Raw genomic sequence first — 26,996 nt, forward strand, 5'->3', positions numbered from 1 at the left:
TTAGCGCTCGATGAAGCCCGACTCACCGCGCGGGGCGGCCCACTGCTCCACCACGGCGTTCACCACGCCTGGACGGTGGGTGGTCGACGGTTCTTCACGCAGCAAGGCCAGCAACTTCTCGCAGTCAGCACGCGGGCCTTCAGCAACCACCTGGACGCGTCCGTCCTGGAGGTTCGTCGCGTGCCCAGCCAGCCCTAGTTCGAGGGCGCGGGAACGCGTCCACCAGCGAAAGCCCACGCCTTGGACGTGTCCAAGAACGAAAGCTGTGAGGCGTTCATGGCCTGCAGAGGCTGCTGCCGTGTCTGCCATCTAGTACTCCCTCAAGTTTGTGCGGTCGCTCAAGTCAAATTCGTGATCGAGACGGCGACGGTCCTCCGCGCTGCGGCGCGTGACCGGATCCGTACCATCCCAGCACTCGACGTTGTGCAGTTCCGGCAGCATATCACGGTGGAAGACGGGATCCAGGCCCTTGCGGCGCTGCTCGTTGTAGTTCTTCAGCAGCTTGATAGCCACGCCAGACAGCGGCACGATGGCGCACACGTTGAGCAGAACCATGATGGCAGCGCCGGTATCGGCCAGGTCGAACACGGTACCTAGCGGGGCCACCGCACCGTAGAAAACAAAGGCCAGAACGATGAGACGGAAAGTCCACAGCACCCACTTCTTCCCGGCGAGATACTCCACGTTGGACTCGGCAAGGTAGTAGTTGCCCAGAATCGAGGAGAAAGCCAGGAAGAACAGGATGAAGGTGACGAAGTGGATGCCCCACTCACCCACCACGCCGGAGAGCGCATTCTGGGTCAGCGTCACGCCCTCAATCGCATCAGAGCCGAAACGCTCGAAATCGGTGCCCAAGAGAATGATGAAGGCGGTAATTGTACACACCACCAGGGTGTCGAAGTACACGCCGAGGGTCTGCACCAGGCCCTGCTTCACGGGGTGGGACACCGTCGCCGTCGCTGCAGCGTTCGGCGCCGAACCTTCGCCCGCTTCGTTGGAGAACAAACCACGCTGGATACCTTTCAGCATCGCCATGCCCACGGTGGCACCGGCAGCTTCCCGGAAGCCAAAGGCAGAGCCCACGATCGAGACGACCATGTCCGGCACCTTGTCAAAGTTCACAATAACGACGATGAGACCCAAGATGAGATAGGCGCCCGCCATAAACGGCACGATAAACTGGGTCATCGAGGCGATGCGCTGCACGCCACCGATGATGATGAGCCCGGACACGGCGACGACTGCGATGCCCACGCCTGCCTTGAAGGCCGCGGAATCCTGGCCAAAAGAGGCCGCCAAAGAATCGGAAATGGCGTTGGTCTGGAACGCATTGTAGAACCAGCCAAAGGTAATGGCGATGGCCACGGAGAAGATGGTTGCTAAAGGCTTCCACCCCAGGCCACGGGACATGTAATAGGCCGGGCCACCGCGGTAGGCGTCCCCCTCACGCACCTTCCACAGCTGCGCCAGGGTCGACTCCACGAATGCTGTCGCACCACCCAGGATGGCGATGAGCCACATCCAAAACACCGCGCCGGGGCCACCCACGGAGATAGCCACGGCCACGCCTGCAACGTTGCCGGTGCCCACACGAGAGGCCGCTGAAATGGTAAATGCCTTGAAGGCAGAGATTCCGCCATAGTCGGCATCCTCATCGACGCCGACGCCCTTGGGCTTCTCGACGACCGCCTTGAACATGTCCGGCACCATGCGGACCTGCACCACGGCGGTGCGGATGCCGAAGAAGAGGCCCGCGGCGATAAGCAGCCATGGCAGGACATAGGACCACAGGCTGTCGTTAATGACACCAATCACGGTGCTGAAGATTTCTTGCATGGGTTACACATTAATAACTCACACCAGAATCGTCCTAGTTGGCCGCCAACTTCCTCCCCGCGGCGCGGCTCTGGCAATACGGGCAATAGTGAGTACCACGCCTACCTAGCACGGTTTTCAGGATTTCTTCGCCACAGCGATCACAGGGCTGACCGCCCCTCCCATATACGTGCAAGGAACGATCAAAATATCCGGATTCGCCATTAACGTTGACGTACAATGCATCAAAGCTGGTTCCGCCAACGGCGAGGGCGGAGCGCATGACGTCGGCGGCCGCAGAAATCACAGCGACAGCATCACGCTGCCGCAGAGCGCTAGCCTTCTTCAGCGGAGAAATCTGGGCCGCCCACAGCGCCTCATCGGCATAGATATTGCCCACCCCGCTGAGCACCGTTTGGTCGAGCAGAGCCACCTTGACCGCCGTGCGTTTCGCGCGCAAGCGCCGCCCTGCCGCGGTCAGGTCGAAGTCTGCTTCGAGAGGATCGGGAGCGATATGCGCCATGCTCAGCCACGACCCAAAACGCCAATAACCGAAGGTGCGTTGGTCCACGAAGCTGAGACGGGTGGCGTCATCAAGCACGGCGGCGATGCGCACGTGCGGCGAATCCACCTCGCCGATCCGCACCTGCCCCGACATGCCGAGGTGGATGAAGAGCACATCGCGAGCTGGGTCGGTGTGATCCTCGTCGGCGAACTCCAGCCACATGAACTTGCCGCGGCGCGCCACCGCGGCAATCTTCCTGCCCACCAGCAGCGCGGACAGCGGGGCTTCCTGGCCCCGGTTGGCGCGCGGGTGGAGAACGTCTACTGCAGCAAAGGAGCGGCCCACAAGATAGGGCTCGAGTCCGCTGCGAACAGACTCGACTTCGGGGAGTTCTGGCATCGAATCCTCGTAGCTTAGCTCTCTTTGCCGGCGGTGCCCTGCACCAGCAAGGGTGTCTCGCGCAATGCTTGGCACGCTTCTTCCGCTGCCTGCTGCTCGGCGAGCTTCTTGTTATGCCCTGTTCCCCTACCCACGGTCAAACCGGCCACGGTGGCCACGGCGTTGAAGGTTTGATCGTGCTCAGGACCCGTCGAGGTGGCTGAGTAGACCGGCATCGCGGCCTTCAGCTCCGCGCACAGCTCCTGCAAGGTGGTCTTCCAGTCCATATGACGGCCGGACACCACGGCGTTGTCAATCTTGGCGGCGAACAGCTTCAGCACCACCCCGCGGGCAACCTCAAAACCATGCTGGCGGTAGATAGCCCCCAGGATGGCCTCGGTGGTATCGGCCAAGATGGAGTCCTTGTCACGGCCGCCGGTGGATTGCTCGCCCTTGCCCAACAGGACGTGCTCGCCCACGCCGATTTCGCGGGCGACATCGGACAGGCCATAGCGCGACACGATGGAGGCACGCATCTTAGAAATATCCGACTCAGGGCGCGAGGGGTACTTGTCGTAGAGCTTGGCCGCGATAGACAAGCCCAAGACGGCATCCCCCAGGAACTCGAGGCGCTCGTTGTTGGGCAGGTGCCCGTTCTCGTTGGCGAAGGAGCGGTGGGTCAGTGCCAAGCACAGTAGCTCATCGCTGATCTCCACGCCGAGTGCTTTTAGCAGCGGGGCGTGATCTACCTCCGCGAAGGCCGCGGCTAGTGCCTGTTCACCAGTGAGTTTCTTCTTCTTGCTCATAGGAACTTCTCCAGTCCTGACCAGCGCGGGTCTACGCGCTCTTCTTCCCCAGAGACCCCCGTGGTTACTCCATCGGGAGCGTCCACCTCGCAGCCCTCCTCGCACGTTGGTGCAAAGGGAAGGGATAGACCTGCCTCATCGATCACGGTCTGGAGGAGGTCGAGGATTCCATCCTTGATCTCGGGAACCTCATCACCGGAACCGCGATCCTCCTCCTCGGTCTCATCCCCGCTGACGAAGGACTCATCTGCGGAAAACACCTGGGATACGTGGAGATCCAGTTCCGGGTGCAGCTCTGCCAGGCAGCGGGCGCATTCGCCGCTGAGGGTGCCGGTGATATCAGCGTCCACCAACACACCAGAGCCCAACGGGGTCAAGGTGGCATCCACCTTAACCTCAGTACCTTCCGGGATGCCGATCATTTCCACGCCGATGCGCTCTGGCGCGGGTCCGGTCTGCACGCGGTGCTCAGGCAGCGCGTCGGTTCCTTGGCTGCGGAGCAATTCCGTCACGTCGAACTTCAATGGTGATTTCATAGCGCCCACCAGCTTACCCTGTGCTGGCCCGCGCGCCCTAGACTGGCAAAGACCTGAATGCTGGGGCATAGGCGCTTAAGCACTTGGCCTCAAAGCTCGATTCTGTCCTCGGCGCTGTTCTCGCTTTTGCTGCACTCATCTCCTGGCGCGCGGAGCGCCCGCACATTAGTCCCCTCTAGTAGTCGCGGGGCGCACGCGGCGCTCGGCGCGCCGGTTCCCGAGTCTCGCGCACAGCGCCGCGTCCCTCGCCGCGCGATTCCCCACGAGAGCGCACACCGGCACCTCGGCGCAGAGCGGAGCGATCGTTATTCACGGTGCGCAGGAGGTCAGACAGGGTGGTCTCGAATTCCCCGAGCTTGGCGTCAACGAATTCATCGCACTCGGTGCGCAGACGGTTGGACTCAGAGTGCGCGGTCTCCACGATACGGTGCGCCTCATCATCGGCACGGCGCACGACCTCGGATTCGGAGACCAAGCGGTCTTGTTCAGCTTGGCCTGCAGCGACGGCACGCTGGTATTCCTCATCTGCTTGGGCGCGGGTGCGCTCGGCGTCGGAGCGTGCGTTGTCCACCAGGTTGCTGGCCTCGTCCTCTGCCTGGGCGACAAGGGTGGTGGCGCGATGTTGGGCGTCGGCCAGCATGGCGTCCGAATCCTCACGCGCACGGGTCACGGTGTCATCAGCCTCGGCATTGGCTTCAGAAATAATCTGCTCCGCGCGTTCTTCCGCACCCTGCAGGATCTCATCCTGCTTGTCCAAGACGTCCTGGGCATCATCCATTTCGACCGGGAGAGCGTTGCGGAGATCGTCGAGAAGCGCCAGCATCTCGTGGCGCGGGACCATGCAATTAGAGGTCATGGGAACGGCATAGGCCTGTTCCAGGTTGCGAACAAGTTCATCGAGGGACTCAAATACGCGGTACATGGCACCAGCCTAACCAAGCACATACGCACCGCGACGTATCCCACGCGGGAAGAAACGGCGAAAACCTCCCCACTCAGTGGGGAGGTTAAACCAAGGCATAGAGAGGAATAGAGAAAGGCTGGGGGCTAGATCACGCCCTGCGCCAGCATGGCATCAGCCACCTTCTTGAAGCCAGCGATGTTAGCACCCGCGACATAGTCACCCTCCAAGCCATATTCCTTAGAAGTCTTATCGATATTGCGGAAGATATTGGACATGATCTCGTGGAGGCGCTGGTCGGTGTACTCGAAGGTCCAGGAGTCACGGGAGGCGTTCTGCTGCATCTCCAGCGCAGAGGTCGCCACACCACCTGCATTTGCGGCCTTACCCGGCGCGAAGGCAATGCCATTTTCCACAAAGTAGTGGGCGGCATCCGGGGTACAGGGCATGTTCGCGCCTTCGGCAACATAGCGCACCTGATTCTTGACCAGGAGCTTGGCGTCCTCGCCGTCGAGCTCGTTTTGGGTAGCGCACGGCAAGGCAACGTCGGCGCTGACCTCCCATACGTTGCCACCCTCGTGATACTCCACGCCCGCACCCGCTTCGCCGGCGTAGGTGGAAATGCGCTCGCGGCGAACTTCCTTAATCTCCTTGAGTAGCTCTAGGTCCACACCGTTCGGGGTGGTGATGTAGCCGGAGGAGTCAGACATCGCGACGACGGTACCGCCGAGCTGTTGCACCTTTTCGGCGGCGTAGATGGCAACATTTCCGGAACCGGAGACAATCACCTTGGCGCCGTCGAAAGACTCACCATGGGCCTTCATCATTTCCGAGGTCAGATACACCAGGCCGTAACCGGTAGCCTCGGTACGCACGAGGGAGCCACCCCAGCTCAGACCCTTGCCGGTAAGAACGCCAGACTCGTGCTTGCCCTCCAGTCGGCGGTACTGGCCGAACAGAAAACCGATTTCGCGTCCGCCCACACCAATATCACCGGCCGGGACGTCGCGGTATTCACCAATGTGATTGTGCAGCTCCGTCATGAAGGATTGGCAGAAACGCATGACCTCGGCTTCTGACTTACCCTTCGGGTCGAAGTCAGAACCGCCCTTGCCGCCGCCGATAGGCAGGCCGGTCAGGGAGTTCTTGAAAATCTGCTCGAAGCCGAGGAACTTGATGATGCCCAGATTGACGCTCGGATGGAAACGCAGGCCACCCTTGTAGGGGCCGAGCGCGGAGTTAAATTGCACGCGGAAACCGCGGTTGACCTGAATCTGGCCGCTGTCATCCACCCACGGCACGCGGAAGATGAGCTGACGCTCGGGCTCGCACAGTCGCTCGACCAGACCGTAATCAGCGTAGTGAGGGTCTTTATTGAGGACGATCTTCAGTGAGTCGAGTACCTCAGCGAGTGCCTGATGGAATTCCGGTTCGCCAGCATTACGCTTGAGAAGCTTGCTGTAGTAATCGGAGATTTGCTGGTCGATGGACATGGCAATCCTTTCATTGGGCACCGTTCCTCACGGTCGGTGCGTCATCCATTGAACAAGCAATAGTTTTCTATCAATCGACCTAAATTGCAAGATGGCCGTACTGTGGTGTGCCTTAAGGGCTGGTCAGAGCGCGAAAATTGTTTCTCGTATCTCTGCCATATACTCATGGGCATGCGCATTCTTGTTGCCCCCGATTCCTTTAAAGGCACCGCTACTGCAGCCGAAGCTGCCGCCGCCATTGCATTGGGCGCGCGGCGCGCTCTCAGCTCCTCGCCCCACGCAGACACAGCGAAGGTAACGACCCTGCCCATGGCCGATGGCGGCGAAGGCACCGCGGAGGTGCTCGCCAGCGCCGCTGTTCATCGCCACGGCACGGCGGGGCAAACGATTACGCTGCCTACCACCGATGCCATTGGCCGTCTGACCGAGGCCAGCTACCAGCTCGTTGGTGACACAGCCTTTATCGACGTCGCCGCCGCCACCGGCCTTCCTGCCGTTTCCGACGCCCTCGATCCACTCCATGCGGATTCCTATGGAACGGGCGTGCTGGTGGCCGACGCCGAATCGCGCGGCGCCAAGCACATCGTTCTTGGTCTCGGCGGCAGCGCCAGCATCGACGGCGGTCTCGGCATCCTCGCCGCGCTCGGCGCCGCCGCCCACGATGCCCGCGGATACGCCCTGCCCAAGGGCGGCGCACCTTTGGTCAACCTCGACCACATCGACACCGCGCAGCTCAACATGAAGGCGGCCATGCTGGACTACACCTTGGTCACCGATACTCGCGCCGTGCCCGTCCAAGCCGCAACGATGTACGGCCCACAAAAAGGCGCTGAGGGCGAACAAGTAGCACTACTGGCGGGCGCGATGCTACGGCTCTGCGAAGTCACGGAGACCGACCCACAGGCCGAATTCTTTGGCGCCGCAGGCGGCATTCCCATCGCCCTGAGCTGGCTTTCGCGCACGCTCTGGGGCACCTCGGAGCACTGCCGTATCGTGCCGGGCGGCCAGTATGTAGCCCAAGCACTCAATCTACCCACGCGTATCGCCGAGGCGGATCTCGTCCTTACCGGCGAGGGGCGCTTCGACGAACAATCGCTTACCGGAAAGGTGGTGGGCACGCTGGCGGACATGACTAGCCCGCCAACCCTGGGCATCATCGCTGGCTCCGCAACCGCATCGGCGCCACAGGGCACACTGCTGGAAGAACTCGACGGGGAGGAAGAGGGGGACGTCGCCCAGCGCTTAAGCAACGCGGCCGAACGCCTCGTCCGCAGCGTTCTGCAGAGCTAAAACTCTCTGAGGCTAAAGCTCTCTGAGGCTATAGCTTTCAGCAGAACTACGGGGTCACCTGCACCGCCCACGGGAAAATTGCCGGTCGCTCGTGGGCGAGCTCGTCCTCCAGCAACACGTGGTCCTTCGGTAGAACCGAATGGGGTGTCAACAAGCGTGCGAGGACCATGGTCAGCTGATTGACGGAGCCCTTCACGCCATCGACATCGATGGCATAGCGGTAGACATTGGCGTCCTCTAAATCACGCTCTTCATGCTCATCGCGGTAGGTCTGGCGCAGCTGTTCTTCCAGCCCCTCCGGGAGTGCAGGATCGGGAACACGGGTAACCTCAGCAGAAGCTAAGGAGCCGTTATCCACCAGCTTGTGGGTAGCAGTGCTAAAGATTTCGGCCACGCGCTCGGCTTGAGCATCCGGCACCAGAACATCAAAGTGAATCAATGGCATGTAGGTAACCCTACCCAAACTTGAAGGACAGTAACTATGGCAGATCCCACACTTTCTCGGCTGAGCTCGCTCCTCCGAGAAGATTCAGTCGATCTCAGCTGGCAACGCGCCTTCTATGAAGACATGCATGCCCACCCAGAGCTGTCCCACCAAGAGGAACGCACCGCCGGGCGGATTCTGGAACAACTAGATAAGTACGAGTGCGAGCTCGTCACCGGAATTGGCGGCCATGGCATCGTCGCTATCTTCCGCAACGGGGACGGCCCAACCGCGCTGATGCGGGCTGATTTTGATGCCCTCCCGGTGGCCGAGGAAACCGGCGTCCCCTTCGCCGCCACCAATGGCGCAATGCATGCCTGCGGGCACGATGTACACACCACGGCATTGCTCGGCGCGTGCGCGATTCTCGACGCCCACCGCGACGCCTGGCACGGCACCTTCCTAGCACTGTTCCAACCGGCGGAGGAATCATCCATGGGCGCCAAATACTTGATTGCGGACGGGCTCACCGACCGCGTTCCTGCACCGGATGTGTGCTTTGGTCAACACGTCATGCCGGGCCCCGCCGGCCAGGTGCAGTCCACCGCCGGCCCCATCCTGGCCGGCTGTGATTCCCTCCGCATCCGCATCACGGGGCGCTCCGCGCACGCCTCCATGCCGCACGAGGCCATCGATCCTTCCTACGCGGCCGCCATGGTGGTCACCCGCTTACAAGCCATTGTCGGCCGCGAAGTCCCTCCCCATGATTTCTTTGTCATCTCGGTGGGCGAGCTGCATTCGGGCGATAAAAACAACATCATTCCGGGCAGCGCCGAACTCGTACTTAACACCCGCTATTACAAGCCAGAGTTGGCGCAGCGCGTCTATGCCTCCCTCGAGCGTATGGTGCGAGCCGAGTGCGAAGCCTCGGGATGCCCAGCAGAGCCCACCTTCGAGTACTTTGCCCATGGCGAAGTCACCGATAATGACGCTTCCACTCATGAGACCGTTCGCTCGGCCTTCGACGCAGTCTTTGCTGATCTCTCCGTGAGCGCCACCCCATCCACCGTCTCCGAGGATTTCTGCTATCTCCCACAAGCCTGGGGCGTGCCTTATAACTTCTGGTTCATCGGCTCCACGCCGGAGCACCTCCTGGACAACCCGCCGGTTAACCACCAATCCACTTTCCTGCCGGATTATGAACCCACCATGCGCTCGGCCACCCACGCCGGGGCTACAGCCGTCCTGTCTTTTCTGGGGCGCTAACCTTCCCAGCACAACGCTTTCGCCGTGTGTGATGATTAATGCACGCTGGCTGGCAGTGCTCTCTCCTGCAGCTGAATGCGGAACTGGTTAAGCTTGGGTGTTGGTATTTTTCCGCATTTTTATGCCTAAGGTGAAGGGATTCTCATGAGTCAACCCCAGCACTCCGATTTTCAGACCGCAGTTCCCGGACACGTCCGCGCCGCTGCTGGTGTCTCCCCCTCTGCCGCGACTAACCGCAAGTTCTGGTCCGGCTTGTCTTCTTCAGTAATGGAGCAGATTGCTGACAACTGGGAGGCCACCCGCACCGCCTACTCCGCCGCCCGCCAGCAGCACTATTTCTCTGCTGAGTTCCTCCAGGGGCGCGCCCTGATCAACAACCTCACCAACGTCGGACTCGTCGACGAAGCCCGCGCCGCCTCCAAGGCCGCCGGTCACGAACTCTCCGATGTTCTCGAAGCCGAGCACGATGCTGCACTAGGCAACGGCGGCCTGGGCCGCCTCGCCGCCTGCTTCCTCGATTCTGCTGTCACCCAGAACTACCCGGTCACGGGCTACGGCCTGCTCTACCGCTACGGTCTCTTCCGTCAGTCCTTCGACAACGGTTTCCAGCGCGAGGAACCAGATGCCTGGATGGAAAATAGCTACGACTTCATCATTCGCCGTGCCTCCGAACAGCGCTTGGTCCACTTCGATGACATGGACGTACGCGCTATCCCCTATGACATGCCGATTACCGGATACGGCACCAACAACGTAGGTACGCTGCGCCTGTGGAAGTCCGAGCCTATCGATGAATTCGATTACGATGCCTTCAACTCGCAGCGCTTCACCGAAGCCATCGTGGAGCGCGAGCGCGTCATGGACATCTGCCGCGTGCTCTACCCCAACGACACGACCTACGAGGGCAAGGTACTGCGCGTTCGCCAGCAGTACTTCTTCGTCTCGGCCTCGCTGCAGCAGATGATCGATAACTACATCGAGCACCACGGCGAGGACCTCACCGGCTTCGCCGAGTACAACTGCATCCAGCTCAACGACACCCACCCGGTGCTGGCCATCCCCGAATTGCTCCGCCTGCTTCTCGACGAACACGGGATGGGCTGGGACGAGGCCTGGAAGGTCGTCACCGAGACTTTTGCCTACACCAACCACACCGTGCTGGCTGAGGCTTTGGAGAGCTGGGAAGTATCCATCTTCCAGAAGCTGTTCTGGCGCATTTGGGAGCTGGTAGAGGAGATCGACCGCCGCTTCCGTGAAGACATGGCCCAGCGCGGCCTGGATCAAGGGCGCATCGACTACATGGCTCCGGTGTCCGACGGGCATGTCCACATGGCGTGGATCGCTTGCTATGCCGCGTACTCCATCAATGGCGTCGCCGCCCTGCACACCGAAATCATCAAGGCAGACACGCTCTCCGAGTGGCACGAGCTGTGGCCGGAGAAGTTCAACAACAAGACCAACGGCGTGACCCCACGCCGTTGGCTGCGCATGTGCAACCCGCGCCTGTCCGACCTGCTCACTGAGCAGGCTGGTTCTGATGCCTGGGTTACCGATCTGACCGAGCTGGCCAAGCTGGCTCCTGTGGCTGAGGATGAGAAGGTGCTGCGCCAACTCATCAACATCAAGCGTGCCAACAAGCAGGATTTCGCCGCATGGATTGACGCACACCAGGGCGCTACCGTGGACCCGGATTCCGTTTTCGATGTCCAGATCAAGCGCCTGCACGAGTACAAGCGCCAGCTGATGAATGCGCTTTACATCTTGGACCTGTACTTCCGCATCAAGGTCGACGGCGAAACCGTTCCGAAGCGCACCTTCATCTTTGGCGCGAAGGCAGCGCCGGGCTATGTCCGCGCGAAAGCCATCATCAAGCTCATCAACACCATCGGTGACCTGGTCAACAACGACCCGGCTACCAAGGACGTGCTCAACGTAGTCTTTGTTGAGAATTACAACGTCTCCCCCGCCGAGCACATCATCCCAGCCGCTGATGTCTCCGAGCAGATTTCCGTCGCCGGCAAGGAAGCCTCCGGTACCTCCAACATGAAGTTCATGATGAACGGTGCCCTGACCTTGGGCACAATGGACGGCGCCAACGTAGAGATCGTCGAGGCAGTGGGCGAAGACAACGCCTACATCTTCGGCGCCCGCAACGAAGAAATCCCGCAGCTGCGCGCCGAATACAACCCGGGCGAGCTCTATAACACGGTTCCGGGCCTGGCGCGTGTCCTCGATGCCTTCACCGATGGCACGCTGGGTTCGGAGAATGCAGGCATGTTTAGTGATCTGCGCTCCTCGCTGCTCGATGGCTTCGGCGAACACGCTCAGGATACCTACTACGTCCTCGGGGACTTCGCCGACTACCGCGAGACCCGTGACCGCATGGCTGCTGACTATGAAGCGGACGAGCTGGCATGGGCCAAGAAGGCCTGGCTCAACATCTGCTACTCCGGGCGCTTCTCCTCTGACCGCACTATCGCTGACTATGCCAACGAAGTGTGGAAGCTGACCCCGACCCCCATTTCCCACGTCTAGACAGACAGGGGTTAAAAGACGCACTAGTGCCTATTAACCCCTAGACGGGGCTTTCCGGAAAGACAAAGCGCCGCCCCACCACCGTTCCTCCTTCCCACTTAGTGGGTAAGGAAGCAAGCGGGGTGAGGCGGCGTTGTTTGTCTGCGACGGTTTTACTTATCGCGCAGAGTCTGGCCCAGCTCGTGCACCTGAATCATATTGGTGTTACCAGAGATTCCAGGAGGGGTACCGGCGATGACGACGATCATGTCGCCTTCCTTGTACTTATCCATTCCCAGCAGAGCCTCATCAATGGCGGCCATCATGTCATCGGTGGACTCGACCGAATCACTCAAGAAGGTCTCTGCACCCCAGGTCAACGCCAGCTGCGAGCGCACCGCCGGGTACGGGGTGAAGGCAAGGAGCGGCAGCGCGGAGTGCAAACGAGCCACGCGCTTCGCGGTATCACCGGAGGTGGTGAAGGCGACGATGGCCTTCGCATTCAGGCGCTCAGCAATATCGCGTGCGGAGTAGGACACAACACCGCGCTTGGTGCGCGGAACGTGCGACAGCGGAGGAACCTGGCCGCCTTGCTCAGCATTCGTCACGATGCGGGACATCGTGCGCACAACATTGTGCGGGTCGATGCCGACGGAGGTCTCACCGGAGAGCATGACGGCATCAGCACCATCGAGCACTGCGTTAGCCACGTCGGAGGCCTCCGCGCGAGTCGGGCGCAGGTTGGAGATCATGGAATCGAGCATCTGCGTTGCCACGATCACCGGCTTGGCATTCTCACGCGCGATCTGGATAGCGCGCTTCTGGAACAGCGGAACCTGCTCCAGCGGGACCTCGACGCCAAGGTCACCGCGCGCAATCATGATGGCATCGAAAGCCAAGACGATGGATTCAAGGGCATCGACCGCCTCCGGCTTCTCGAGCTTCGCAATAACCGGAACGCGGCGGCCTTCCTCATCCATGATTTCGTGGACCTTGTCCACATCGGCTGGGGAACGAACAAAGGACAGAGCGATCATGTCCACGCCGAGCTTCAATGCGAAGCGAAGGTCAGCAATGTCCTTCTCCGACAGCGCCGGCACAGAAATGTCCATGCCTGGGAGGGACACGCCCTTGTTATTGGAGACCGGTCCGCCCTCGGTGACCTCACAAACAACGTCATTGCCGTCGACTTCCTTGCAGACGACGGCGACCTTGCCGTCGTCGATCAGCAGGCGGTCACCCGGCTTCGCGTCCTGCGCCAGGTTCTTGTAGGTGGTGGACACGCGGTCGTGCGTACCTTCTACGTCATCAACGGTGATGCGGACGATTTCGCCGTCCTTCCACATCTCTTCACCGTTGACGAAGCGACCCAGACGAATCTTCGGTCCCTGGAGGTCCGCCAGGACGCCGACTGCCTGGCCGGTCTCATCGGTAGCCTCACGGACCCAGCGGTAGTTCGCCTCGTGGTCCGCATGCTCGCCGTGGGACATGTTTAGACGCGCCACGTTCATGCCTGCTTCAACGAGGCCAAGGATTCCTTCCTTGCTTGCTACAGCAGGACCCAACGTACAAACAATTTTGGTTCTTCTATCCAACATGGAGTGCCTTATTCACATCGGGAGTTTCTAACGGTTCCCAAACTACCCCGCTTCGCTGGTCTCGGCCACCACGAATGAAGCTCACACCATGTTTTGACCCTCGAATCAGGCTTCCCCGGTGGCTGTTGCAGCCCCTTCCGATTCAGCAACAACCGGGAATAACCGGGCACATCTGGGCATTTTGTGTCCATGCGCCCGAAACTCGAGACTCTCGGTCAAGGCGTCTTAAAACATTCTGTGATCCCGGCTACTTCCCGAAGCCTCAGCGCGTGAATCTGTCGCTAAGCGCTGCGACTGTCACCTTTGTGAGTCAGCGACTCCTGCACTGTCACCGACGTCGGCGGCACGGGCCGGGTCCACCTCTTCTGGTGTTTCCTGGCCGCGCGGCAGCCGGAAGTACACGATGAGCGCTACGACAAAGCAGACCACTGACACGATGACGTTGACACGCAGACCAAAGATGAGCGTGGCATCGTCAGCACGCATGTTTTCTACAACGAAGCGCCCCGCTGTGTATCCGGCGACGTACAGCGCAAACACACGACCATGGCCGAGCTTGAATGCCTTGTGGGCCCACAGCAGGAACACGCACACCGCCACGTTCCACAGCAGCTCATAGAGGAATGTCGGATGCACCGAGGCGATTACTTCCCCGGTCGAGCGCCCACTGATCGGCGCGTATTCACCGCTTTCATTCACACGATAATAAATGTCGAGAGCCCACGGGACGGTGGTCTCACGACCATAGAGTTCCTGGTTGAACCAATTGCCTAGGCGGCCAATAGCCTGCGCCAATATGAGTCCAGGCGCGACGGAATCCGCAAACGGCCCCACAGGGATGCCCTTGACTTTGAACATGAGCCACACCGCGACCGCACCCAAGGCCACCGCTCCCCAAATACCTAGTCCACCGTTGGTGATTTTCAGCGCGTCGAGAGGAACACACGTGGAGCAGAAGTACTTATCATTATCCGTAATCACGTGATAGAGACGGCCGCCAATGATGCCGGCTGGGATCACTACCAAGGCAGCATCCCAGACCACATCCGGGTTTCCACCCCGGGCGGTATAGCGGCGCAGAGTCATCCACAGCGCAACGAGGATGCCGGCGATAATGCACATGGCATACGCACGAATAGGGGCTGGTCCGAGATGCCACACGCCTTGTGGTGGAGAGGGAATGTTGGCGAAGTAGTAAATCTGCACGGGAAATAGTGTGCCTGAAAAAGACGGCCACTACAACGCGCTTAGCTTCTGCGCGAAGGGCACGCCGGATGCTGGCCGGCGGCCACTAAGGAGCGGGCCAAAGCCATCGGGTCCTGGGCCGCCATAATGGACTCACCGACGAGGACGGCATCGGCTCCCTGCGAGGCATAGGACAACACGTTACGCGGACTATTAACGCCGCCCACCGCAATACGTGTGATGCTCTCAGGAAGACCCGGTGAAATAGTAGAAAAGGCCTCCCGATTAAGTGCATCGGAGGCCAAAGACCACGCATTGATGGCCACGACAGTACCCCCTGCTTTGATAACGCGATCCACCTCAGCGCACGTGCGCACTTCCAGGATGGCTGTCATTCCAAGGGACTCCACGCGGTCGAGGAGCGACTCGAGGCGAGCCTGATCAAGCAACTCCACCTGCAAAGGAATCGCATCCGCCCCATAACAGCGCGCTTCATGAATCTGATAAGGATCAACAATGGTGTCGCGGCACAGCATAGGAATGTCGATTGCAGCGCGGGCAACACGCATGTCCTCCAGGGAGCCATGAAAGCGGCGCCTGTCTGTCTGGCAGGCCATGACGTGCACGCCTGCTTCCTCCAGCTTTCGTGCCAGGGCCGCGACGGAGTGCGGTCCGTCTAGGTGGACGATCTCTCCACCATAAGGCACGGCGCGCTTGATTTCGGTGATGATAGAACACCCCGAACGCAATAGGGCCTGTGCGGTATCGCGCGGTGCGTCCATGTCTCGAGACCGCGCTTTAACTTCCTTGAAGGGGACGCGCGCCTCCCGTGCGGCTACATCAGCTAGTACGCCGGCCACAAGGTGATCGACGGCAATCGGGGTAGGCATGGAGCACCTCCCTTCCCCGAAGGAAACTCAAAGAAAGAAACAGGGGCGTTTGAGATCACACTTAGGCTAGCGCGCCCTTGCCTCTAACAAGAAATCCGGGGCACCCGATTCCATGCTAGGACCACTACATGAAGCGGGAAATGCAGCCACGGCTCACGCCGCTGCCATGCCTAGGTCGACCGGGGATCGGTGGGGTCAATATCGGCATCGAGGGCATCCCACATCACACGGCCGGAGTCCTGGGAGGTTTCGAGGTCTTCCTGGAGGCGTTCCTGGCGTACCGCCGGGGTTTCATATTTGGCGGAGCGGGGCTTATCCGCCCCCGGATTGCTCGCCACCATAACCGCACCGAAGAGGGCAAGCGCCGCACCGGCGATAGCAAGCACGGGGCCAGCGGTCGACGCATCAGCGGTGAGGACAGTGGCCCAATCCGAAATGGTTGCGGAATCCACGGAGGTATCGTTCGTTCCTCCCTGCAGCAGCTCTTGAGCACGCTCCGCCTCGGGGCCGGCAGTCAACAGCGCAACCGGACGCCATCCGGCAGCCGCCGCGGCGAGTGCGGTGAGGACAGAGACAATTCGACGGCCCGTGCGCCGCAGCGCAAAGGCTGCCACACCGCCAGCGAGAACCACGACGCTGAGTGCAATGAGCTCGAGGGACCACAAGGAACCAGATAATTCCACAACACTCGAACCGGCCTTATCGTCTTCGACCGCCGCCGTCACCCACGTCATGCGGGAAGACAGCCACAACAGGATGGCGCCGACGAACATCAGCACGGGTCCGATGCGTTTAGCTCCACTGTGCTTTGCTTCAGTGCGCTTTGCTTCAGTGCGCCTAGCCATTGTTCTCCTCTCCGAAGAGATCGCGTGCATCGAAGCACGTCCGGTCCCCGGTATGGCACGCGCCGCCGTGCTGACGCACGGTCAGTAAGACGGTGTCTCCATCGCAATCTAAGCGCGCACCCACCACCTCTTGGGTATTGCCGGACGTCAGACCCTTAATCCAATACTCGCGGCGCGAGCGTGAATAGTAGGTTCCACGACGCGTCGCCAACGTATAGGCCAAGGCATGATCATCCATCCATGCCAGCATGAGCACTTCTCCGCGCTCCGATTGCACAATGGCCGGAACCAAACCCGCCTCGTTGCGCTTAAGCTGCTGAGCAATCTCTTCACTCAGCTCATAGTCCCCTACGGCCTCCGAATCGGTGCTTCTGTGCCCGCTGCTTTCATTGTGTACCTTCACTGGCGGACCTCCTTCCCTGCTGCCGCAAGTGCCTCTTTAACCTCAGAGATCTCTACCTCGCGGAAGTGGAAGATGCTGGCCGCGAGCACGGCATCTGCCCCGGCATCAACAGCCGGTGGAAAATGCTCGGCCCTACCCGCTCCGCCGGAGGCGATGATCGGCACGGACACCGCCGCACGCACCGCCTCGATCAATTCGATGTCGAAGCCCGCCTTGGTGCCGTCTCCATCCATGGAGTTCAGCAGAATCTCACCAACCCCTAGTTCCTCACCGCGCTTGGCCCACTCCACGGCGTCGAGGCCTGCCGAGCGCGTTCCGCCATGTGTGGTGACCTCAAAGCCGCTAGGAAAATCTTTCGCGCGGCGAGCATCCACCGAAAGCACAATGCACTGGGAACCAAAGACATCCGCCAGTTCGCGCAGCAACTCCGGGCGCGCGATGGCAGAGGAGTTTACAGAGACCTTATCCGCGCCGGCACGAAGAAGCTCGCGGACATCGTCCACCGACCTGACTCCACCGCCAACGGTCAACGGGATGAAGACTTGATCGGCCGTACGGCGCACCACATCGAGCATGGTGCCACGGCCATCCTTTGATGCGGAGACGTCGAGGAAGGTCAGCTCATCAGCGCCCATGTGGCCATAGCGGGCAGCCAACTCCACCGGGTCACCGGCATCACGCAGGTTTTCGAAGTTCACGCCTTTGACCACACGGCCATTATCAACGTCAAGACACGGGATCACGCGCACGGCAAGTGCCATGGTGACCATCCTCCTAAAACTAAAGGTCAGATGAGAGGCAGTCCGTATGGAAACTGCCGAATACTAAAAACTACGTCCGGCTTCAGCGCCCAATTCCCACGCTGGGGTTTAGTGCCGAAGCCTAGCGCTCCCCACGAGGATTTCGGGCGATGGCATCCAGAATTGTGGCATGAACCTGCGGGGTTCCTCCCACAAAGCCCTTCGAGTTGGCGGTCCACTCATTTCCTTCTGGATCACTCACGCGGCCACCGGCGGCCTTGATCATGAGCGCACCCGCCGCGTTATCCCATGGGTGCGGCGAGAAATTCACCGCCCCATCAAACACGCCTTGGGCCACGAAGGCATTGTCCAGCCCCACCGACCCAGTCATGCGGGGACGCAACCCGGTCTCTCGGAGGTCCTTGAACAAATCGGTTGGCAGGTGTGAGGAACAGCCCACATGACCGCGGGCCTCGTCGAAGCCCTGAGCCTCCTCGCCGCCCCCGAAACCGGTCGAGGGGCCGCCGCTGGTGCGCAGTGGCATGCCTTGTGCCGCGACGACGCGACGGTTTAGCAAAGGAAAATCTGCGACTGCGACGACGGGCTTCGCTTCGTGCAAAAGCGTGACAAGAATTCCGCAGCACGGATTTCCCGCGGAATAGTTCGCGGTTCCATCCACTGGGTCCACGACCCAGATCGTCTCTTGGAGGTCTCCCCCGTATTCCTCGCCGAGCACCGGGATTCCGGTGAGCTGACTCAGCGTTTGACGCAACTGCTGCTCAATGACCAGATCTACCTCGGTGGCAAAGTCTCCCTCGCCCTTGAAACGCGCGGGTGCTGCGCCGAGGCCCCTGCGGAAGAGATCATCAACGTGATCCACCGCTGCCTCCGCAAAGGCAACAAGCTCGCGTGGGTCCGACTCCGAAGTTCCTGTCATCGGGGCCATCGGCCTACCTCTCCTCGATCGGGTCGATGTATTCCTCTCCCGGCAGCGGGGTAACCTCTGCAACGGCAGCGAGAGCTTCCTCCAGCGTGAAGCGCTCCTCATAGAGAGCCTTACCGATGATGGCGGAATCAATTCCCTCATTTTCGTAGAGGGCCAATTCACGCAGATCATCCAGGGTGGAAATTCCTCCGGAAGCAGTGACCTTGGCTTCTGTAGCGGCCGCGACCTCACGCAACAACTCAATGTTGGGGCCCTGCAGCGTACCGTCCTTGGACACGTCCGTTACTACGAAGCGAGTACAACCAGCCGCATCGAGGCGTTCGAGGACCTCCCAGAGGTCGCCGCCATCAGATACCCAGCCGTTACCTCGCGTCCGCCACTCGCCATCCACCAGGCGGACCGCCAAGTCCACTGCGATGCAGTCACCGTGTTCTGCCAGAGCCTTGGCAATCCAGTCAGGGTTCTCCAAAGCCGCGGTACCAATATTGACGCGGCGCGCACCGGTGGCGAGAGCTCGGGCCAGAGATTCATCATCTCGAATCCCGCCGGTCAGCTCCACGTTCAGGTCCACGCTTGTGGTGATTTCGGCGAGCAGTTCATGGTTGGATCCGCGGCCAAAAGCCGCGTCCAAATCGACTGCATGCAGCCACTGCGCACCCTGAGCCTGCCACTTCAGGGCAGCCTCACGCGGCGAGCCATAGGATTTCTCGGTTCCGGCCTCTCCTTGATCAAGGCGAACTGCCTGACCATCAACGACATCAACCGCGGGCAACAGTGTAAAACTCATGGTGGGTAGTCTACCTTTCACGCGGACTCTTTAAAGCGTTCCTATCCAGTTCTTCAGCAGCTGCGAACCAACGTCACCAGATTTCTCCGGGTGAAATTGGGTGGCCCACAATGCGCCATTGTCTACCGCAGCGACAAAACGGTCACCGCCATACTCCGACCACGCCACCTTCGGCGGCTCCGTAATCTCGGTCTCCAGCTCCCAGTTCCGCGCGGCATAGGAATGCACGAAATAAAAGCGATCCTCCGGGCTCACGCCTTCAAACATGCGGCTTCCGCTAGGAAGCTCCACGGTGTTCCATCCCATGTGCGGGAGGACGGGAGCCTGCAAACGGGTAACCTCCCCGGGCCACTCGCCGCAACCTTCGGTGTGCACGCCGTGTTCAGTGCCTGACTCAAAAAGAATCTGCATGCCTACGCAAATCCCCAAAACGGGGCGACCACCAGCCAATCGCTGACCAATGATTCGCGGCCCCTGTGCGGCGCGCAGGCCCTCCATGCAGGCAGCGAACGCCCCCACTCCGGGGACCAAAAGGCCATCGGCCTCTACCGCCTGTTTCGGGTCCGCGGTCACCGCGACGGTGGCACCGACCCTCTCCAGCGCGCGCACTGCCGACCGGACATTGCCAGCGCCATAATCCAGGACTACTACGTCGTGTGAGCTCATCGTGCTTCCTTTCCGGGTCTCCTCGGCCTTCTAATCATGCGCAGGCGGGTTTGGATGTCATTCAGCTCGCTCACGCGGGTCTTGCCCAAGGCGAGGTCAGCCGCAGACATGAGCAGGCCCACCGCGATGATGGCGGCGCCAGCGGCGAACGCGCCATAATAACCAGACATAGCCACGACGGCGCCGAGCACCGTCGAGCCAAGGCCCGTGCCGCCGTCGTAGAAAATATTCCACACCGCAGAGCCCTCCGAGAGGCGCTCGCGCGGGAGACGGTCGAACATCGACAACAGCGCCTCATTTTGCACGATGCCGAAACCCGCACCGTAGATGACCGTGCCGAACACGAGCAGCCATACTGACCATTCTTGCCACAGCACGGCGGCGATAAGCCCCACGCCTAAGACTGAAAAAGCCTGAGCGGGAATCATCAGCGTGCCTGGCTGGCCTACTCGGTCCGCCACCACACCGGCCACATAGCGCGCGATCATGGCCGAACCACCAATCACCGATAGCATGAGGCCGCCCAAGACAGCGCCGCGCTCAGGATCCAACTCACGCACCGCCGGAGAAATGAAGTTAGATGCCACGCCATAGCTCACGGAAAAACTCATCAGCGCCAGTGCTGGGACGAGCACGAGCTTCCACATCGGGGCGCGCGGGGTGGTGTCTGAGGGGTCCGGCGACCCCACTGGAGCGGCTTTGATTTGCGGCACCAGAATGCACGTGAAGAATCCTAGTAAGCCAAGACCAGCAGCCAGAAGATACACCGTGTTGTAGTTAAAGGCTGAAGCCACCGCGAGGCCCACAGGCAAGAAGGCCATTTGGGCTGCACCGATGAATAGGCCGAAAATTCCCGTGGCCTTACCCAGCAGGCGCCGTGGCGTGATTTCCGCGATGAGTGCGTTCTCCGCCACTGTGAGCGCACCGAAGCCTATACCGCGCAGAGCGGAAAAGCCTAGGGCGATCGGGGCTGCATCGCCCAGCATGTGCCCCAACGCCGGCAGCCCCAGCAACAGCGCCGCGGCCGCCATAATCGGGCGGTAGCCAAAGATGCGCAGCAGCATCGGTGTTGCCATTTGGGTAAGCACTGTGGCCAGCATGAACACGCCGGTCGTGGCACCAGCCAATGTCGCGGAACCGCCGGCATCCAGCACGGCCAGCGGCACCACAGGCAGCAAGACCGACCAAGCACCAAAAGCGGAAACCACCGCGATCATGGTTTCCTTAAAGCCAGCAACCTTCCATACGCTCTGAGGGGTCTTTTCTATCACTTCGCCGCCAATCCTGCTGAAAAGATGTCAAGGAACCAGACCAAGGCGGCAGTCACGGAGATCGCCGCGAGCGCACCCGCGACCACAGTCATCAGCACCGACCCGTTCTGGTATGCCGCCCACGCACCACCGACGAGCAACCCGGCGACCAGAAAGAGAACGAGAACCATTACATTCATAAGTCTTAGAGTGCTCCCTTCGTCGAAGGAACTCCGTTCACGCGCGGATCCCGCTCAGTAGCCTGGCGCAGAGCACGGGCCACTGCCTTGTACTCGGCCTCCGTGATGTGATGCGGATCGCGGCCGTAACGCACGTTGACGTGCAAGGTCGTCGCCGAGTGCGTGGCAAAGGTTTCGAAGAAGTGTCGGTTGATAACCGTGGCGTAATGCCCACCGATAATCTGCCACTCCATGTTCTCCGGCTCGCCATTCATCACAAAGTAGGGACGCCCTGAGATATCGACGACGGCCTCCACCAGCGTTTCATCCATGGGGAGGAGCTGGGAGCCGAAACGGCGGATCCCGGACTTATCCCCCACCGCCTCCAGAAAGGCACGGCCCAGCACGATAGCGGTGTCTTCGACCGTGTGGTGAGCATCGATGTCAATATCGCCCTCAGCGTGAACGCGAAGATCGAAGGAGCCGTGGGTGCACACAGCGTTAAGCATGTGGTCAAAGAACGGCAGCCCCGTCGAAATATCCGCCTGGCCGGTGCCATCGAGGTTTATTTCTACAGAGATCTTTGTCTCCCCGGTGACGCGCTCTGCGCGGCCAATGCGGCCGCCATGGTTGTGACGTACAGCGTCGCCAGCACTCATTGCCCCACGCTCCTTCTTCAAGTCATGAGCCCACAATGTGGGCTCATTTCATCATCGTTTTTAGTTAGTCATCTCTACTGTATCTGCCAAGTCCGCCGCGGCCGAAAGGAAGGCATCATTCTCTTCAGGCAGACCGATCGTGGCGCGCAAGAGACCCGGTACACCGTTATCACGAATCAGGACATCGCGGTCCAGGAATCCTTGCCACACCGCGTGCTGATCGGCAAAGCGGCCGAAGGAGACGAAGTTGGATTCGCTGGGTACGACGTAGTATCCGAGCTCCTTAAGCCGTGCGACAACCCGGTCCCGCTCCGCCGATAGTTTGGCCACAGTTCCCAAGGTCTCTTCCTTATGCGCAAGGGCAACGGTGGCCGCGATCTGGGAGAGAACCGACAGGTGATAGGGCAAACGAACGAGCATGACGGCTTCCACGAACGCCGGATCTGCCACGAAGTAGCCCAAACGTCCGCCGGCGAAGTCGAAGGCCTTGGACATCGTGCGCGAGACCACGAGCTTGGTCGGATATTTCTCCAGCAGCGTGGTCGCAGAAGGCGAAGGCGAGAATTCCATATAGGCCTCGTCCACGATGACGATGCCCGGCGCGGCCTGCACGATCTTCTCCACCACATCAATCGGGGTGACATCACCGGTGGGATTGTTCGGTGTTGTGATGAAAACGACGTCGGGGCGGTGCTTGGCGACGGCCTCCAACGCCTCCTCCTCATCAATACGGAAATCCGCATCGCGTGGGCAGGAGATGAATTCGGTTTGGGTGCCCGCGCATAGAATGGGGTGCATCGAATAGCTCGGTGTAAATCCCAGCGCGCTACGCCCCGGCCCGCCAAAGGCCTGCAGCAGCTGCTGCAGAACCTCATTGGAGCCGTTAGCTGCCCAGACGTTCTCCACGCTGACAGCCACCCCGGTCTGCTCACTGACGTACTCCGCCAGTGCCGTGCGCAGCTCCACGGCATCGCGCTCTGGGTAACGGTTGAGCTGACGCGCGTGCTTCTCGACGGCCGCCACCATGTCCTTCACCAGCGCCTCCGAGGGCGGATAGGGGTTCTCGTTGGTGTTGAGCTGGTTGGTCACCGTCAGCTGCGGGGCTCCATAGGCGCTGGAGCCGCGCAATTCTTCGCGAAGGGGAAGATCCTTCAACTCAGCCATTGCTTAAGCCTCTTCTTTCTGGGTATCGGTGTCATCAGCGAATCGTGCCGCAATTGCTTCGCCATGGGCGGGCAAGTCTTCTGCAGTGGCGAAGGCAATGACATTCTGAGCTACCTCGCCGAGTGCCGCGCGGTCGTACTCGATGAGGTTGACCGGCCGTAGGAAGGTGTGCGTCGACAGCCCGGCGCTAAACCGCGCGGTTCCTGAGGTAGGCAAAACGTGGTTGGAACCGGCGGAATAATCTCCGAGCGGTACGGGCGAGTATTCACCAACGAAGATCGCGCCGGCGTGGCGGATACGCTCCGCAACTGCCCGGGCATTCTTTGTGTGTACCTCCAAGTGCTCAGCGGCATAGGCGTCCGCGACAGCGATACCTGTCTCGAGGTCGTCGACCAGGACGATGCCGGACTGTTCTCCGCGCAATGCCTCAGCTGCGCGCTCGGCGTTGGCGGTGGCGGTATAGCGCTGAGCTACCTCCGCATTCACCGCAGCGGCAAAGTCCTCAGAATCGGTGATGAGCACGGAGGCAGCCATGGGATCGTGCTCCGCCTGGGAAATGAGGTCATAGGCCACGTAGACGGGGTTAGCGGTCTCATCGGCCAGGATGGCGATCTCGGTAGGACCAGCTTCTGCATCAATTCCCACCACTCCCTGCACCGCGCGCTTAGCGGCAGCAACAAAGACGTTGCCGGGGCCGGTGATGATATCGACAGGCTCCAGAGCTTCTTCACCCGTGGCGGGTTCATCATCGCCGTAGGCCAGAAGCGCGATGGCTTGCCCGCCGCCGACGGCCCAGACATCATCCACGCCCAGCATGTGGCACGTGGCCAGCACTGTCGGGTGTGGCAGCCCACCGAATTCCTTCTGCGGCGGAGAAGCCACGACCATCGCCGCAGCGCCCGCTTCTTGGGCGGGGACGGCATTCATAATGACGGAAGACGGATACACCGCCTTGCCGCCCGGGACGTAGAGCCCTACTCGCTCGATGGGCTGGAAGACCTCGGTGACCGTCGCGCCTGGTGCCAGTGTCGTCGTGTGCGAAGCCGGCTTCTGATCAGCGTGAACGGCGCGCACGCGCGCGATAGATTCTTCGATGGCTGCTCGCACACTCGGGTCCAGGTCCTCGGCAGCCTTCTTCATCTCCTCCTTAGGTACTCGCACTGCGGCGGGGCGGACTCCGTCGAATTTTTCGCCGAAATCGAGGGCCGCCGCCGCACCACCCTCGCGGACTTTCTCCACCATGGGGATGACGGTGCCCATCACTGAGGACACGTCCGTTCCCCCTCGCGGCAGGACTCGGCGCAGCCGGGAGGTGGTGAGTTCCTCTCCACGCAGGTCGATGGTTCTTAGCATGCTCAGACCCCTTTTATAATATGCAGCGGTTTCTATACCTTCCCATTACTATACCTGGACCGAAAAGCCAGCGAGCTGGCAGGTAGGGGTTATAGAATGTGCCACTAGTAACACATTCCGGGACCCCGAATCGGTGAAGGGAGGCGGCGAGATGAGCAACGGCGCCGATGGCCTGGACAGCCAGCCTCCTTCCAACCTGCTTGCCCGCGTCGAAAACCTCGCACACCGCGAAAGCCTCGATTGCATTCGGGTCACCGCACACGAGCTCCTCTTCCCTCACCCACCGCTTGGGGAAACCCGCGCTTTCATGGACACCGAGGGCGAACCAATCCTGCGTTTCTACACCACCCATCACGGCGTTCTAGGTTTCGGCGACATTCCTGCTCTCAGTGAATTCGTCAATGACTGGAACCATGACTGCCTCTCGCCACACCTCATCCTCAACTATTCGGCACCTACCGCGGTAGAGGTGTGGGGGCATTCCTTCCTCGTGGTTCACCAGAAACCTACAACATCCCAGCTTTCCGCTTCGGTTCTGCCAGCACTCCACAACGCCGCGGCCTGCCTCGAAGAATTGGCCGATCACTTCCCCGTTCTCACGCTTCCCCGCCCAACGGCTCCGGAAGAAGAAACAGAACTCGACGGCCCCGTCGCCGACGTCGACACCGCTCGGCTCGGGGAACTCTTGCCGGCCCTCGGAATTACACGCTTCCAGGCGGATGCTGACGAGGCCGTCTATGCCTGGATCAATGATGTCCTCTTTGCTTTCGCCATCGATTCCGGCCCCAGCCTCATCATCAAAGGCCATTGGGATCCCAACCTCGCGGGCAGCGAGTTCTCCAAAATCTTCCTCATTTGCAATGACTGGAACCGGACCAATCACTCAGCCTCCGCCTTCTGCCACTCAAACATTGATGGGTTGCAGGTACGCATCGATTACGCGGTTATGACGGGTGCCGGGCTTTCCGACGCCCAATTGATCACCGCCCTCGGCCGCGGCATCAAACATGTACTCCACGGCATCGATGACATCTCACGGGAGGCGGTAGGCTCCTCCCCCGTCGCGTGGCCCTAGCGCGCCGTCGACCGGCACCTCATTTCCTTCCGAATCCCTCTCGCTCACAGCATCGCAAGGCGAATCGATGAATAGCGCGGACCAGTAGGCAAACATGGCCATAAACGGCCCTACCAGCCAGGCACTACCCGGCGAGAATTTCGGCACAAACTCTACATACTCTCCGGGATTCTCGGGAATATTAGTGGCGGTGGCTCCACCGAAGACATAAAAGGATGCCGCGCCAGCCAGAGCAGCCAGAGCCACCCACAGCAGTACGCCGACGCCACGGTAGCGCTCACCTCGCATGTAGGCAGTAGCCCCCAGGGCCGCGCTGAGAACTCCGGTGATCAGTACGAAGGTGATATAGGAATCAAATTGCACGTCGGCAACGTTGCTCAAGGCGTAGCCGCCATCATCAACCCGGTGCCCCTTGAGAGCTGGACGCCACAGTCCCCACGCGGCGCCGGCTGCAGAGAATCCAAAGAGTGCTAACGCGAGCAACCCCGCGCCGAATCCAATGGCGCGGGGTATGCGAAGGCTAGGAGCACGCAGTCCAGGCACGATACTCTCTAGCCGCAGAAGGTCCAGTTACCGTTCTCACGCTTGAAGCGCATGGTGGAGCTATCCATGCCCTGGCTGGTGTTAACGTTCACAGTCGCGGAAGCATCGTCACCGTTAACCACAACATCGTTGATGGACTCAACACCGGTCTTGGACCAGTCAAAGCCATCCATCTGGGAGGTATCCTGGCCCGCTGCCGCCATCATGTCCTTGAGCTGGTTCATCGGAACATCCGGAACCTGGTTGTAATCAACCTGATCGAGGCCGGAGTTCGGATCGTTGCGGATAGCCGCGCAGGTGTGCTCCGGGAGGTACTTCACAAAGGAACGCATGGTCTGCTGCTCATACATACCGCGTACTAGGGTGTTAATACCGTCGATATCCTCCTGGCTGGCAGCTTCACCCTGAACCGGTTCGACCTTGGGCATGTTCTGGAAAGGATCAGCGCCTTCTTCGAAGGGGTTGGCCAGAGTCTGGTTAGCAGCCTCGGGGTTCTCCCCCTCCGGCTTGGCAGCTTCGTCCTTATTCTCTTCGCCGTCCTTCTTGTCCTCCCCCTCCTTCTTCTCCTCAGAAGTCTTCTCTTCCGTCTTCTTCTCAGACGTCTTTTCCTTAGACTTCGTAGTCGTGGTGGTCTTTGCCGCAGAGGACGCAGTGTCACCTGCATTCTCATCATCGGAACCACAAGCAGCCAAGGAAAGCGGTGCAACGAGTGCAACAGCAACGAGGGACTTCTTGGCAGGTGTCAGAAAAGACAAGGGAAAACTCCTAAATGTACATAGAGAGCG

28 protein-coding genes are annotated in these 26,996 nt (G+C 60.5%); 4 read left to right on the forward strand and 24 right to left on the reverse strand.

The window, feature by feature from the left end; all coding sequences use genetic code 11:
- The 7 genes from CAURIM_RS08380 to gdhA all read right to left on the reverse strand — a co-directional run bounded on the left by CAURIM_RS08380 (position 1) and on the right by gdhA (position 6,434).
- Positions 1–309, reverse strand: a complete 309-nt coding sequence (locus CAURIM_RS08380) for an acylphosphatase (protein ID WP_070445466.1) — start codon at positions 307–309, stop codon at positions 1–3.
- On the reverse strand, positions 310–1,836 hold the full coding sequence (locus CAURIM_RS08385) for an alanine/glycine:cation symporter family protein (RefSeq protein ID WP_201827867.1): 1,527 nt from the start codon (positions 1,834–1,836) through the stop codon (positions 310–312).
- Between the two features lie 34 nt (positions 1,837–1,870).
- On the reverse strand, positions 1,871–2,719 hold the full coding sequence (mutM, locus tag CAURIM_RS08390) for a bifunctional DNA-formamidopyrimidine glycosylase/DNA-(apurinic or apyrimidinic site) lyase (protein ID WP_201827862.1): 849 nt from the start codon (positions 2,717–2,719) through the stop codon (positions 1,871–1,873).
- 14 nt (positions 2,720–2,733) lie between these two features.
- A complete protein-coding gene (gene rnc, locus CAURIM_RS08395; RefSeq protein WP_070445456.1) occupies positions 2,734–3,504 on the reverse strand; it encodes a ribonuclease III in 771 nt (256 codons plus the stop codon).
- The gene (locus CAURIM_RS08400; RefSeq protein ID WP_201827859.1) at positions 3,501–4,040 is read right to left on the reverse strand and encodes a YceD family protein; all 540 of its coding nucleotides are present in this window, start codon (positions 4,038–4,040) and stop codon (positions 3,501–3,503) included. The genes rnc and CAURIM_RS08400 overlap by 4 nt, the downstream gene beginning before the upstream one ends.
- A 175-nt stretch (positions 4,041–4,215) precedes the next feature.
- Positions 4,216–4,962: a DivIVA domain-containing protein gene (locus CAURIM_RS08405; protein WP_070711437.1), complete on the reverse strand. Its 747-nt coding sequence runs from the start codon at positions 4,960–4,962 to the stop codon at positions 4,216–4,218.
- Positions 4,963–5,087: 125 nt separating this feature from the next.
- Positions 5,088–6,434, reverse strand: coding sequence for an NADP-specific glutamate dehydrogenase (gene gdhA / locus CAURIM_RS08410; RefSeq protein ID WP_070562742.1), 1,347 nt, complete (start codon positions 6,432–6,434; stop codon positions 5,088–5,090).
- Positions 6,435–6,605: 171 nt separating this feature from the next.
- Between gdhA and CAURIM_RS08415 the strand changes: the two genes are divergently transcribed.
- On the forward strand, positions 6,606–7,724 hold the full coding sequence (locus CAURIM_RS08415) for a glycerate kinase (RefSeq protein ID WP_070445731.1): 1,119 nt from the start codon (positions 6,606–6,608) through the stop codon (positions 7,722–7,724).
- A 46-nt stretch (positions 7,725–7,770) separates the two neighbouring features.
- Here the strand turns inward: CAURIM_RS08415 and CAURIM_RS08420 are convergent, their stop codons facing one another.
- Positions 7,771–8,169: a hypothetical protein gene (locus tag CAURIM_RS08420; protein WP_070445443.1), complete on the reverse strand. Its 399-nt coding sequence runs from the start codon at positions 8,167–8,169 to the stop codon at positions 7,771–7,773.
- A gap of 36 nt (positions 8,170–8,205) precedes the next feature.
- Between CAURIM_RS08420 and CAURIM_RS08425 the strand changes: the two genes are divergently transcribed.
- Both CAURIM_RS08425 and CAURIM_RS08430 read left to right on the forward strand, forming a co-directional pair.
- Complete coding sequence (locus tag CAURIM_RS08425) at positions 8,206–9,414, forward strand: amidohydrolase (protein ID WP_201827855.1); 1,209 nt, start codon at positions 8,206–8,208, stop codon at positions 9,412–9,414.
- Positions 9,415–9,558: 144 nt separating this feature from the next.
- On the forward strand, positions 9,559–11,949 hold the full coding sequence (locus tag CAURIM_RS08430; RefSeq protein WP_201827852.1) for a glycogen/starch/alpha-glucan phosphorylase: 2,391 nt from the start codon (positions 9,559–9,561) through the stop codon (positions 11,947–11,949).
- 152 nt (positions 11,950–12,101) lie between these two features.
- Here CAURIM_RS08430 and pyk read toward each other — a convergent pair whose 3' ends face one another.
- From pyk to hisD, 14 genes are all read right to left on the reverse strand, one after another.
- Complete coding sequence (gene pyk, locus CAURIM_RS08435) at positions 12,102–13,523, reverse strand: pyruvate kinase (RefSeq protein ID WP_070445728.1); 1,422 nt, start codon at positions 13,521–13,523, stop codon at positions 12,102–12,104.
- Between the two features lie 300 nt (positions 13,524–13,823).
- Positions 13,824–14,732 (reverse strand): prolipoprotein diacylglyceryl transferase, encoded by a 909-nt coding sequence (lgt, locus tag CAURIM_RS08440; RefSeq protein WP_201827849.1) that lies wholly within the window; start codon positions 14,730–14,732, stop codon positions 13,824–13,826.
- 41 nt (positions 14,733–14,773) lie between these two features.
- A complete protein-coding gene (locus CAURIM_RS08445; protein WP_201827846.1) occupies positions 14,774–15,601 on the reverse strand; it encodes an indole-3-glycerol phosphate synthase TrpC in 828 nt (275 codons plus the stop codon).
- Between the two features lie 170 nt (positions 15,602–15,771).
- The gene (locus CAURIM_RS08450) at positions 15,772–16,446 is read right to left on the reverse strand and encodes a TIGR02234 family membrane protein (RefSeq protein WP_236659252.1); all 675 of its coding nucleotides are present in this window, start codon (positions 16,444–16,446) and stop codon (positions 15,772–15,774) included.
- A complete protein-coding gene (gene hisI / locus CAURIM_RS08455) occupies positions 16,439–16,849 on the reverse strand; it encodes a phosphoribosyl-AMP cyclohydrolase (RefSeq protein WP_070445428.1) in 411 nt (136 codons plus the stop codon). Before hisI ends, CAURIM_RS08450 begins: the two co-directional genes overlap by 8 nt.
- Positions 16,846–17,610 carry an imidazole glycerol phosphate synthase subunit HisF gene (gene hisF, locus CAURIM_RS08460; protein ID WP_070445717.1) on the reverse strand — a complete coding sequence of 255 codons (765 nt, stop codon included), beginning with the start codon at positions 17,608–17,610 and terminating at the stop codon, positions 16,846–16,848. The genes hisI and hisF overlap by 4 nt, the downstream gene beginning before the upstream one ends.
- Positions 17,611–17,731: 121 nt before the next feature.
- Entirely contained in the window at positions 17,732–18,535 is an 804-nt protein-coding gene (locus CAURIM_RS08465; protein WP_070643780.1) for an inositol monophosphatase family protein, read from the reverse strand.
- A gap of 4 nt (positions 18,536–18,539) precedes the next feature.
- Positions 18,540–19,322: a bifunctional 1-(5-phosphoribosyl)-5-((5-phosphoribosylamino)methylideneamino)imidazole-4-carboxamide isomerase/phosphoribosylanthranilate isomerase PriA gene (priA, locus tag CAURIM_RS08470; RefSeq protein ID WP_201827843.1), complete on the reverse strand. Its 783-nt coding sequence runs from the start codon at positions 19,320–19,322 to the stop codon at positions 18,540–18,542.
- A 30-nt stretch (positions 19,323–19,352) separates the two neighbouring features.
- Positions 19,353–19,988, reverse strand: coding sequence for an imidazole glycerol phosphate synthase subunit HisH (gene hisH / locus CAURIM_RS08475; RefSeq protein ID WP_070711442.1), 636 nt, complete (start codon positions 19,986–19,988; stop codon positions 19,353–19,355).
- On the reverse strand, positions 19,985–21,205 hold the full coding sequence (locus CAURIM_RS08480) for an MFS transporter (protein WP_070445416.1): 1,221 nt from the start codon (positions 21,203–21,205) through the stop codon (positions 19,985–19,987). Before CAURIM_RS08480 ends, hisH begins: the two co-directional genes overlap by 4 nt.
- Before the next feature lie 50 nt (positions 21,206–21,255).
- On the reverse strand, positions 21,256–21,438 hold the full coding sequence (locus CAURIM_RS08485) for a hypothetical protein (RefSeq protein WP_070445412.1): 183 nt from the start codon (positions 21,436–21,438) through the stop codon (positions 21,256–21,258).
- Positions 21,439–21,443: 5 nt separating this feature from the next.
- Positions 21,444–22,076, reverse strand: coding sequence for an imidazoleglycerol-phosphate dehydratase HisB (hisB, locus tag CAURIM_RS08490; RefSeq protein ID WP_201827840.1), 633 nt, complete (start codon positions 22,074–22,076; stop codon positions 21,444–21,446).
- Positions 22,077–22,136: 60 nt separating this feature from the next.
- Complete coding sequence (locus CAURIM_RS08495) at positions 22,137–23,240, reverse strand: histidinol-phosphate transaminase (RefSeq protein WP_070711444.1); 1,104 nt, start codon at positions 23,238–23,240, stop codon at positions 22,137–22,139.
- 3 nt (positions 23,241–23,243) lie between these two features.
- Entirely contained in the window at positions 23,244–24,593 is a 1,350-nt protein-coding gene (hisD, locus tag CAURIM_RS08500) for a histidinol dehydrogenase (protein WP_070711445.1), read from the reverse strand.
- A 151-nt stretch (positions 24,594–24,744) separates the two neighbouring features.
- Between hisD and CAURIM_RS08505 the strand changes: the two genes are divergently transcribed.
- A complete protein-coding gene (locus tag CAURIM_RS08505; protein WP_201827837.1) occupies positions 24,745–25,668 on the forward strand; it encodes a YbjN domain-containing protein in 924 nt (307 codons plus the stop codon).
- Here the strand turns inward: CAURIM_RS08505 and CAURIM_RS08510 are convergent.
- Together CAURIM_RS08510 and CAURIM_RS08515 are read right to left on the reverse strand one after the other, a co-directional pair.
- Positions 25,627–26,211 carry a hypothetical protein gene (locus tag CAURIM_RS08510; protein WP_236659251.1) on the reverse strand — a complete coding sequence of 195 codons (585 nt, stop codon included), beginning with the start codon at positions 26,209–26,211 and terminating at the stop codon, positions 25,627–25,629. The genes CAURIM_RS08505 and CAURIM_RS08510 overlap by 42 nt on opposite strands.
- 8 nt (positions 26,212–26,219) lie before the next feature.
- Positions 26,220–26,966, reverse strand: a complete 747-nt coding sequence (locus tag CAURIM_RS08515; protein WP_201827834.1) for a hypothetical protein — start codon at positions 26,964–26,966, stop codon at positions 26,220–26,222.
- Between the last annotated feature and the right edge of the window lie 30 nt (positions 26,967–26,996).

Source organism: Corynebacterium aurimucosum (assembly GCF_030408555.1).
GTDB classification, from domain to species: Bacteria; Actinomycetota; Actinomycetes; order Mycobacteriales; family Mycobacteriaceae; genus Corynebacterium; species Corynebacterium aurimucosum.

What these genes read in the sequence shown, in the direction of transcription:
- CAURIM_RS08380 (WP_070445466.1), bottom strand. Translation starts at nt 309, where the DNA reads ATGGCAGACACGGCAGCAGCCTCTGCAGGCCATGAACGCCTCACAGCT.
- CAURIM_RS08385 (WP_201827867.1), bottom strand. Translation starts at nt 1,836, where the DNA reads ATGCAAGAAATCTTCAGCACCGTGATTGGTGTCATTAACGACAGCCTG.
- mutM (WP_201827862.1), bottom strand. Translation starts at nt 2,719, where the DNA reads ATGCCAGAACTCCCCGAAGTCGAGTCTGTTCGCAGCGGACTCGAGCCC.
- rnc (WP_070445456.1), bottom strand. Translation starts at nt 3,504, where the DNA reads ATGAGCAAGAAGAAGAAACTCACTGGTGAACAGGCACTAGCCGCGGCC.
- CAURIM_RS08400 (WP_201827859.1), bottom strand. Translation starts at nt 4,040, where the DNA reads ATGAAATCACCATTGAAGTTCGACGTGACGGAATTGCTCCGCAGCCAA.
- CAURIM_RS08405 (WP_070711437.1), bottom strand. Translation starts at nt 4,962, where the DNA reads ATGTACCGCGTATTTGAGTCCCTCGATGAACTTGTTCGCAACCTGGAA.
- gdhA (WP_070562742.1), bottom strand. Translation starts at nt 6,434, where the DNA reads ATGTCCATCGACCAGCAAATCTCCGATTACTACAGCAAGCTTCTCAAG.
- CAURIM_RS08415 (WP_070445731.1), top strand. Translation starts at nt 6,606, where the DNA reads ATGCGCATTCTTGTTGCCCCCGATTCCTTTAAAGGCACCGCTACTGCA.
- CAURIM_RS08420 (WP_070445443.1), bottom strand. Translation starts at nt 8,169, where the DNA reads ATGCCATTGATTCACTTTGATGTTCTGGTGCCGGATGCTCAAGCCGAG.
- CAURIM_RS08425 (WP_201827855.1), top strand. Translation starts at nt 8,206, where the DNA reads ATGGCAGATCCCACACTTTCTCGGCTGAGCTCGCTCCTCCGAGAAGAT.
- CAURIM_RS08430 (WP_201827852.1), top strand. Translation starts at nt 9,559, where the DNA reads ATGAGTCAACCCCAGCACTCCGATTTTCAGACCGCAGTTCCCGGACAC.
- CAURIM_RS08445 (WP_201827846.1), bottom strand. Translation starts at nt 15,601, where the DNA reads ATGCCTACCCCGATTGCCGTCGATCACCTTGTGGCCGGCGTACTAGCT.
- CAURIM_RS08450 (WP_236659252.1), bottom strand. Translation starts at nt 16,446, where the DNA reads ATGGCTAGGCGCACTGAAGCAAAGCGCACTGAAGCAAAGCACAGTGGA.
- hisF (WP_070445717.1), bottom strand. Translation starts at nt 17,610, where the DNA reads ATGGCACTTGCCGTGCGCGTGATCCCGTGTCTTGACGTTGATAATGGC.
- CAURIM_RS08465 (WP_070643780.1), bottom strand. Translation starts at nt 18,535, where the DNA reads ATGGCCCCGATGACAGGAACTTCGGAGTCGGACCCACGCGAGCTTGTT.
- priA (WP_201827843.1), bottom strand. Translation starts at nt 19,322, where the DNA reads ATGAGTTTTACACTGTTGCCCGCGGTTGATGTCGTTGATGGTCAGGCA.
- hisH (WP_070711442.1), bottom strand. Translation starts at nt 19,988, where the DNA reads ATGAGCTCACACGACGTAGTAGTCCTGGATTATGGCGCTGGCAATGTC.
- CAURIM_RS08480 (WP_070445416.1), bottom strand. Translation starts at nt 21,205, where the DNA reads ATGATCGCGGTGGTTTCCGCTTTTGGTGCTTGGTCGGTCTTGCTGCCT.
- CAURIM_RS08485 (WP_070445412.1), bottom strand. Translation starts at nt 21,438, where the DNA reads ATGAATGTAATGGTTCTCGTTCTCTTTCTGGTCGCCGGGTTGCTCGTC.
- hisB (WP_201827840.1), bottom strand. Translation starts at nt 22,076, where the DNA reads ATGAGTGCTGGCGACGCTGTACGTCACAACCATGGCGGCCGCATTGGC.
- CAURIM_RS08495 (WP_070711444.1), bottom strand. Translation starts at nt 23,240, where the DNA reads ATGGCTGAGTTGAAGGATCTTCCCCTTCGCGAAGAATTGCGCGGCTCC.
- hisD (WP_070711445.1), bottom strand. Translation starts at nt 24,593, where the DNA reads ATGCTAAGAACCATCGACCTGCGTGGAGAGGAACTCACCACCTCCCGG.
- CAURIM_RS08505 (WP_201827837.1), top strand. Translation starts at nt 24,745, where the DNA reads ATGAGCAACGGCGCCGATGGCCTGGACAGCCAGCCTCCTTCCAACCTG.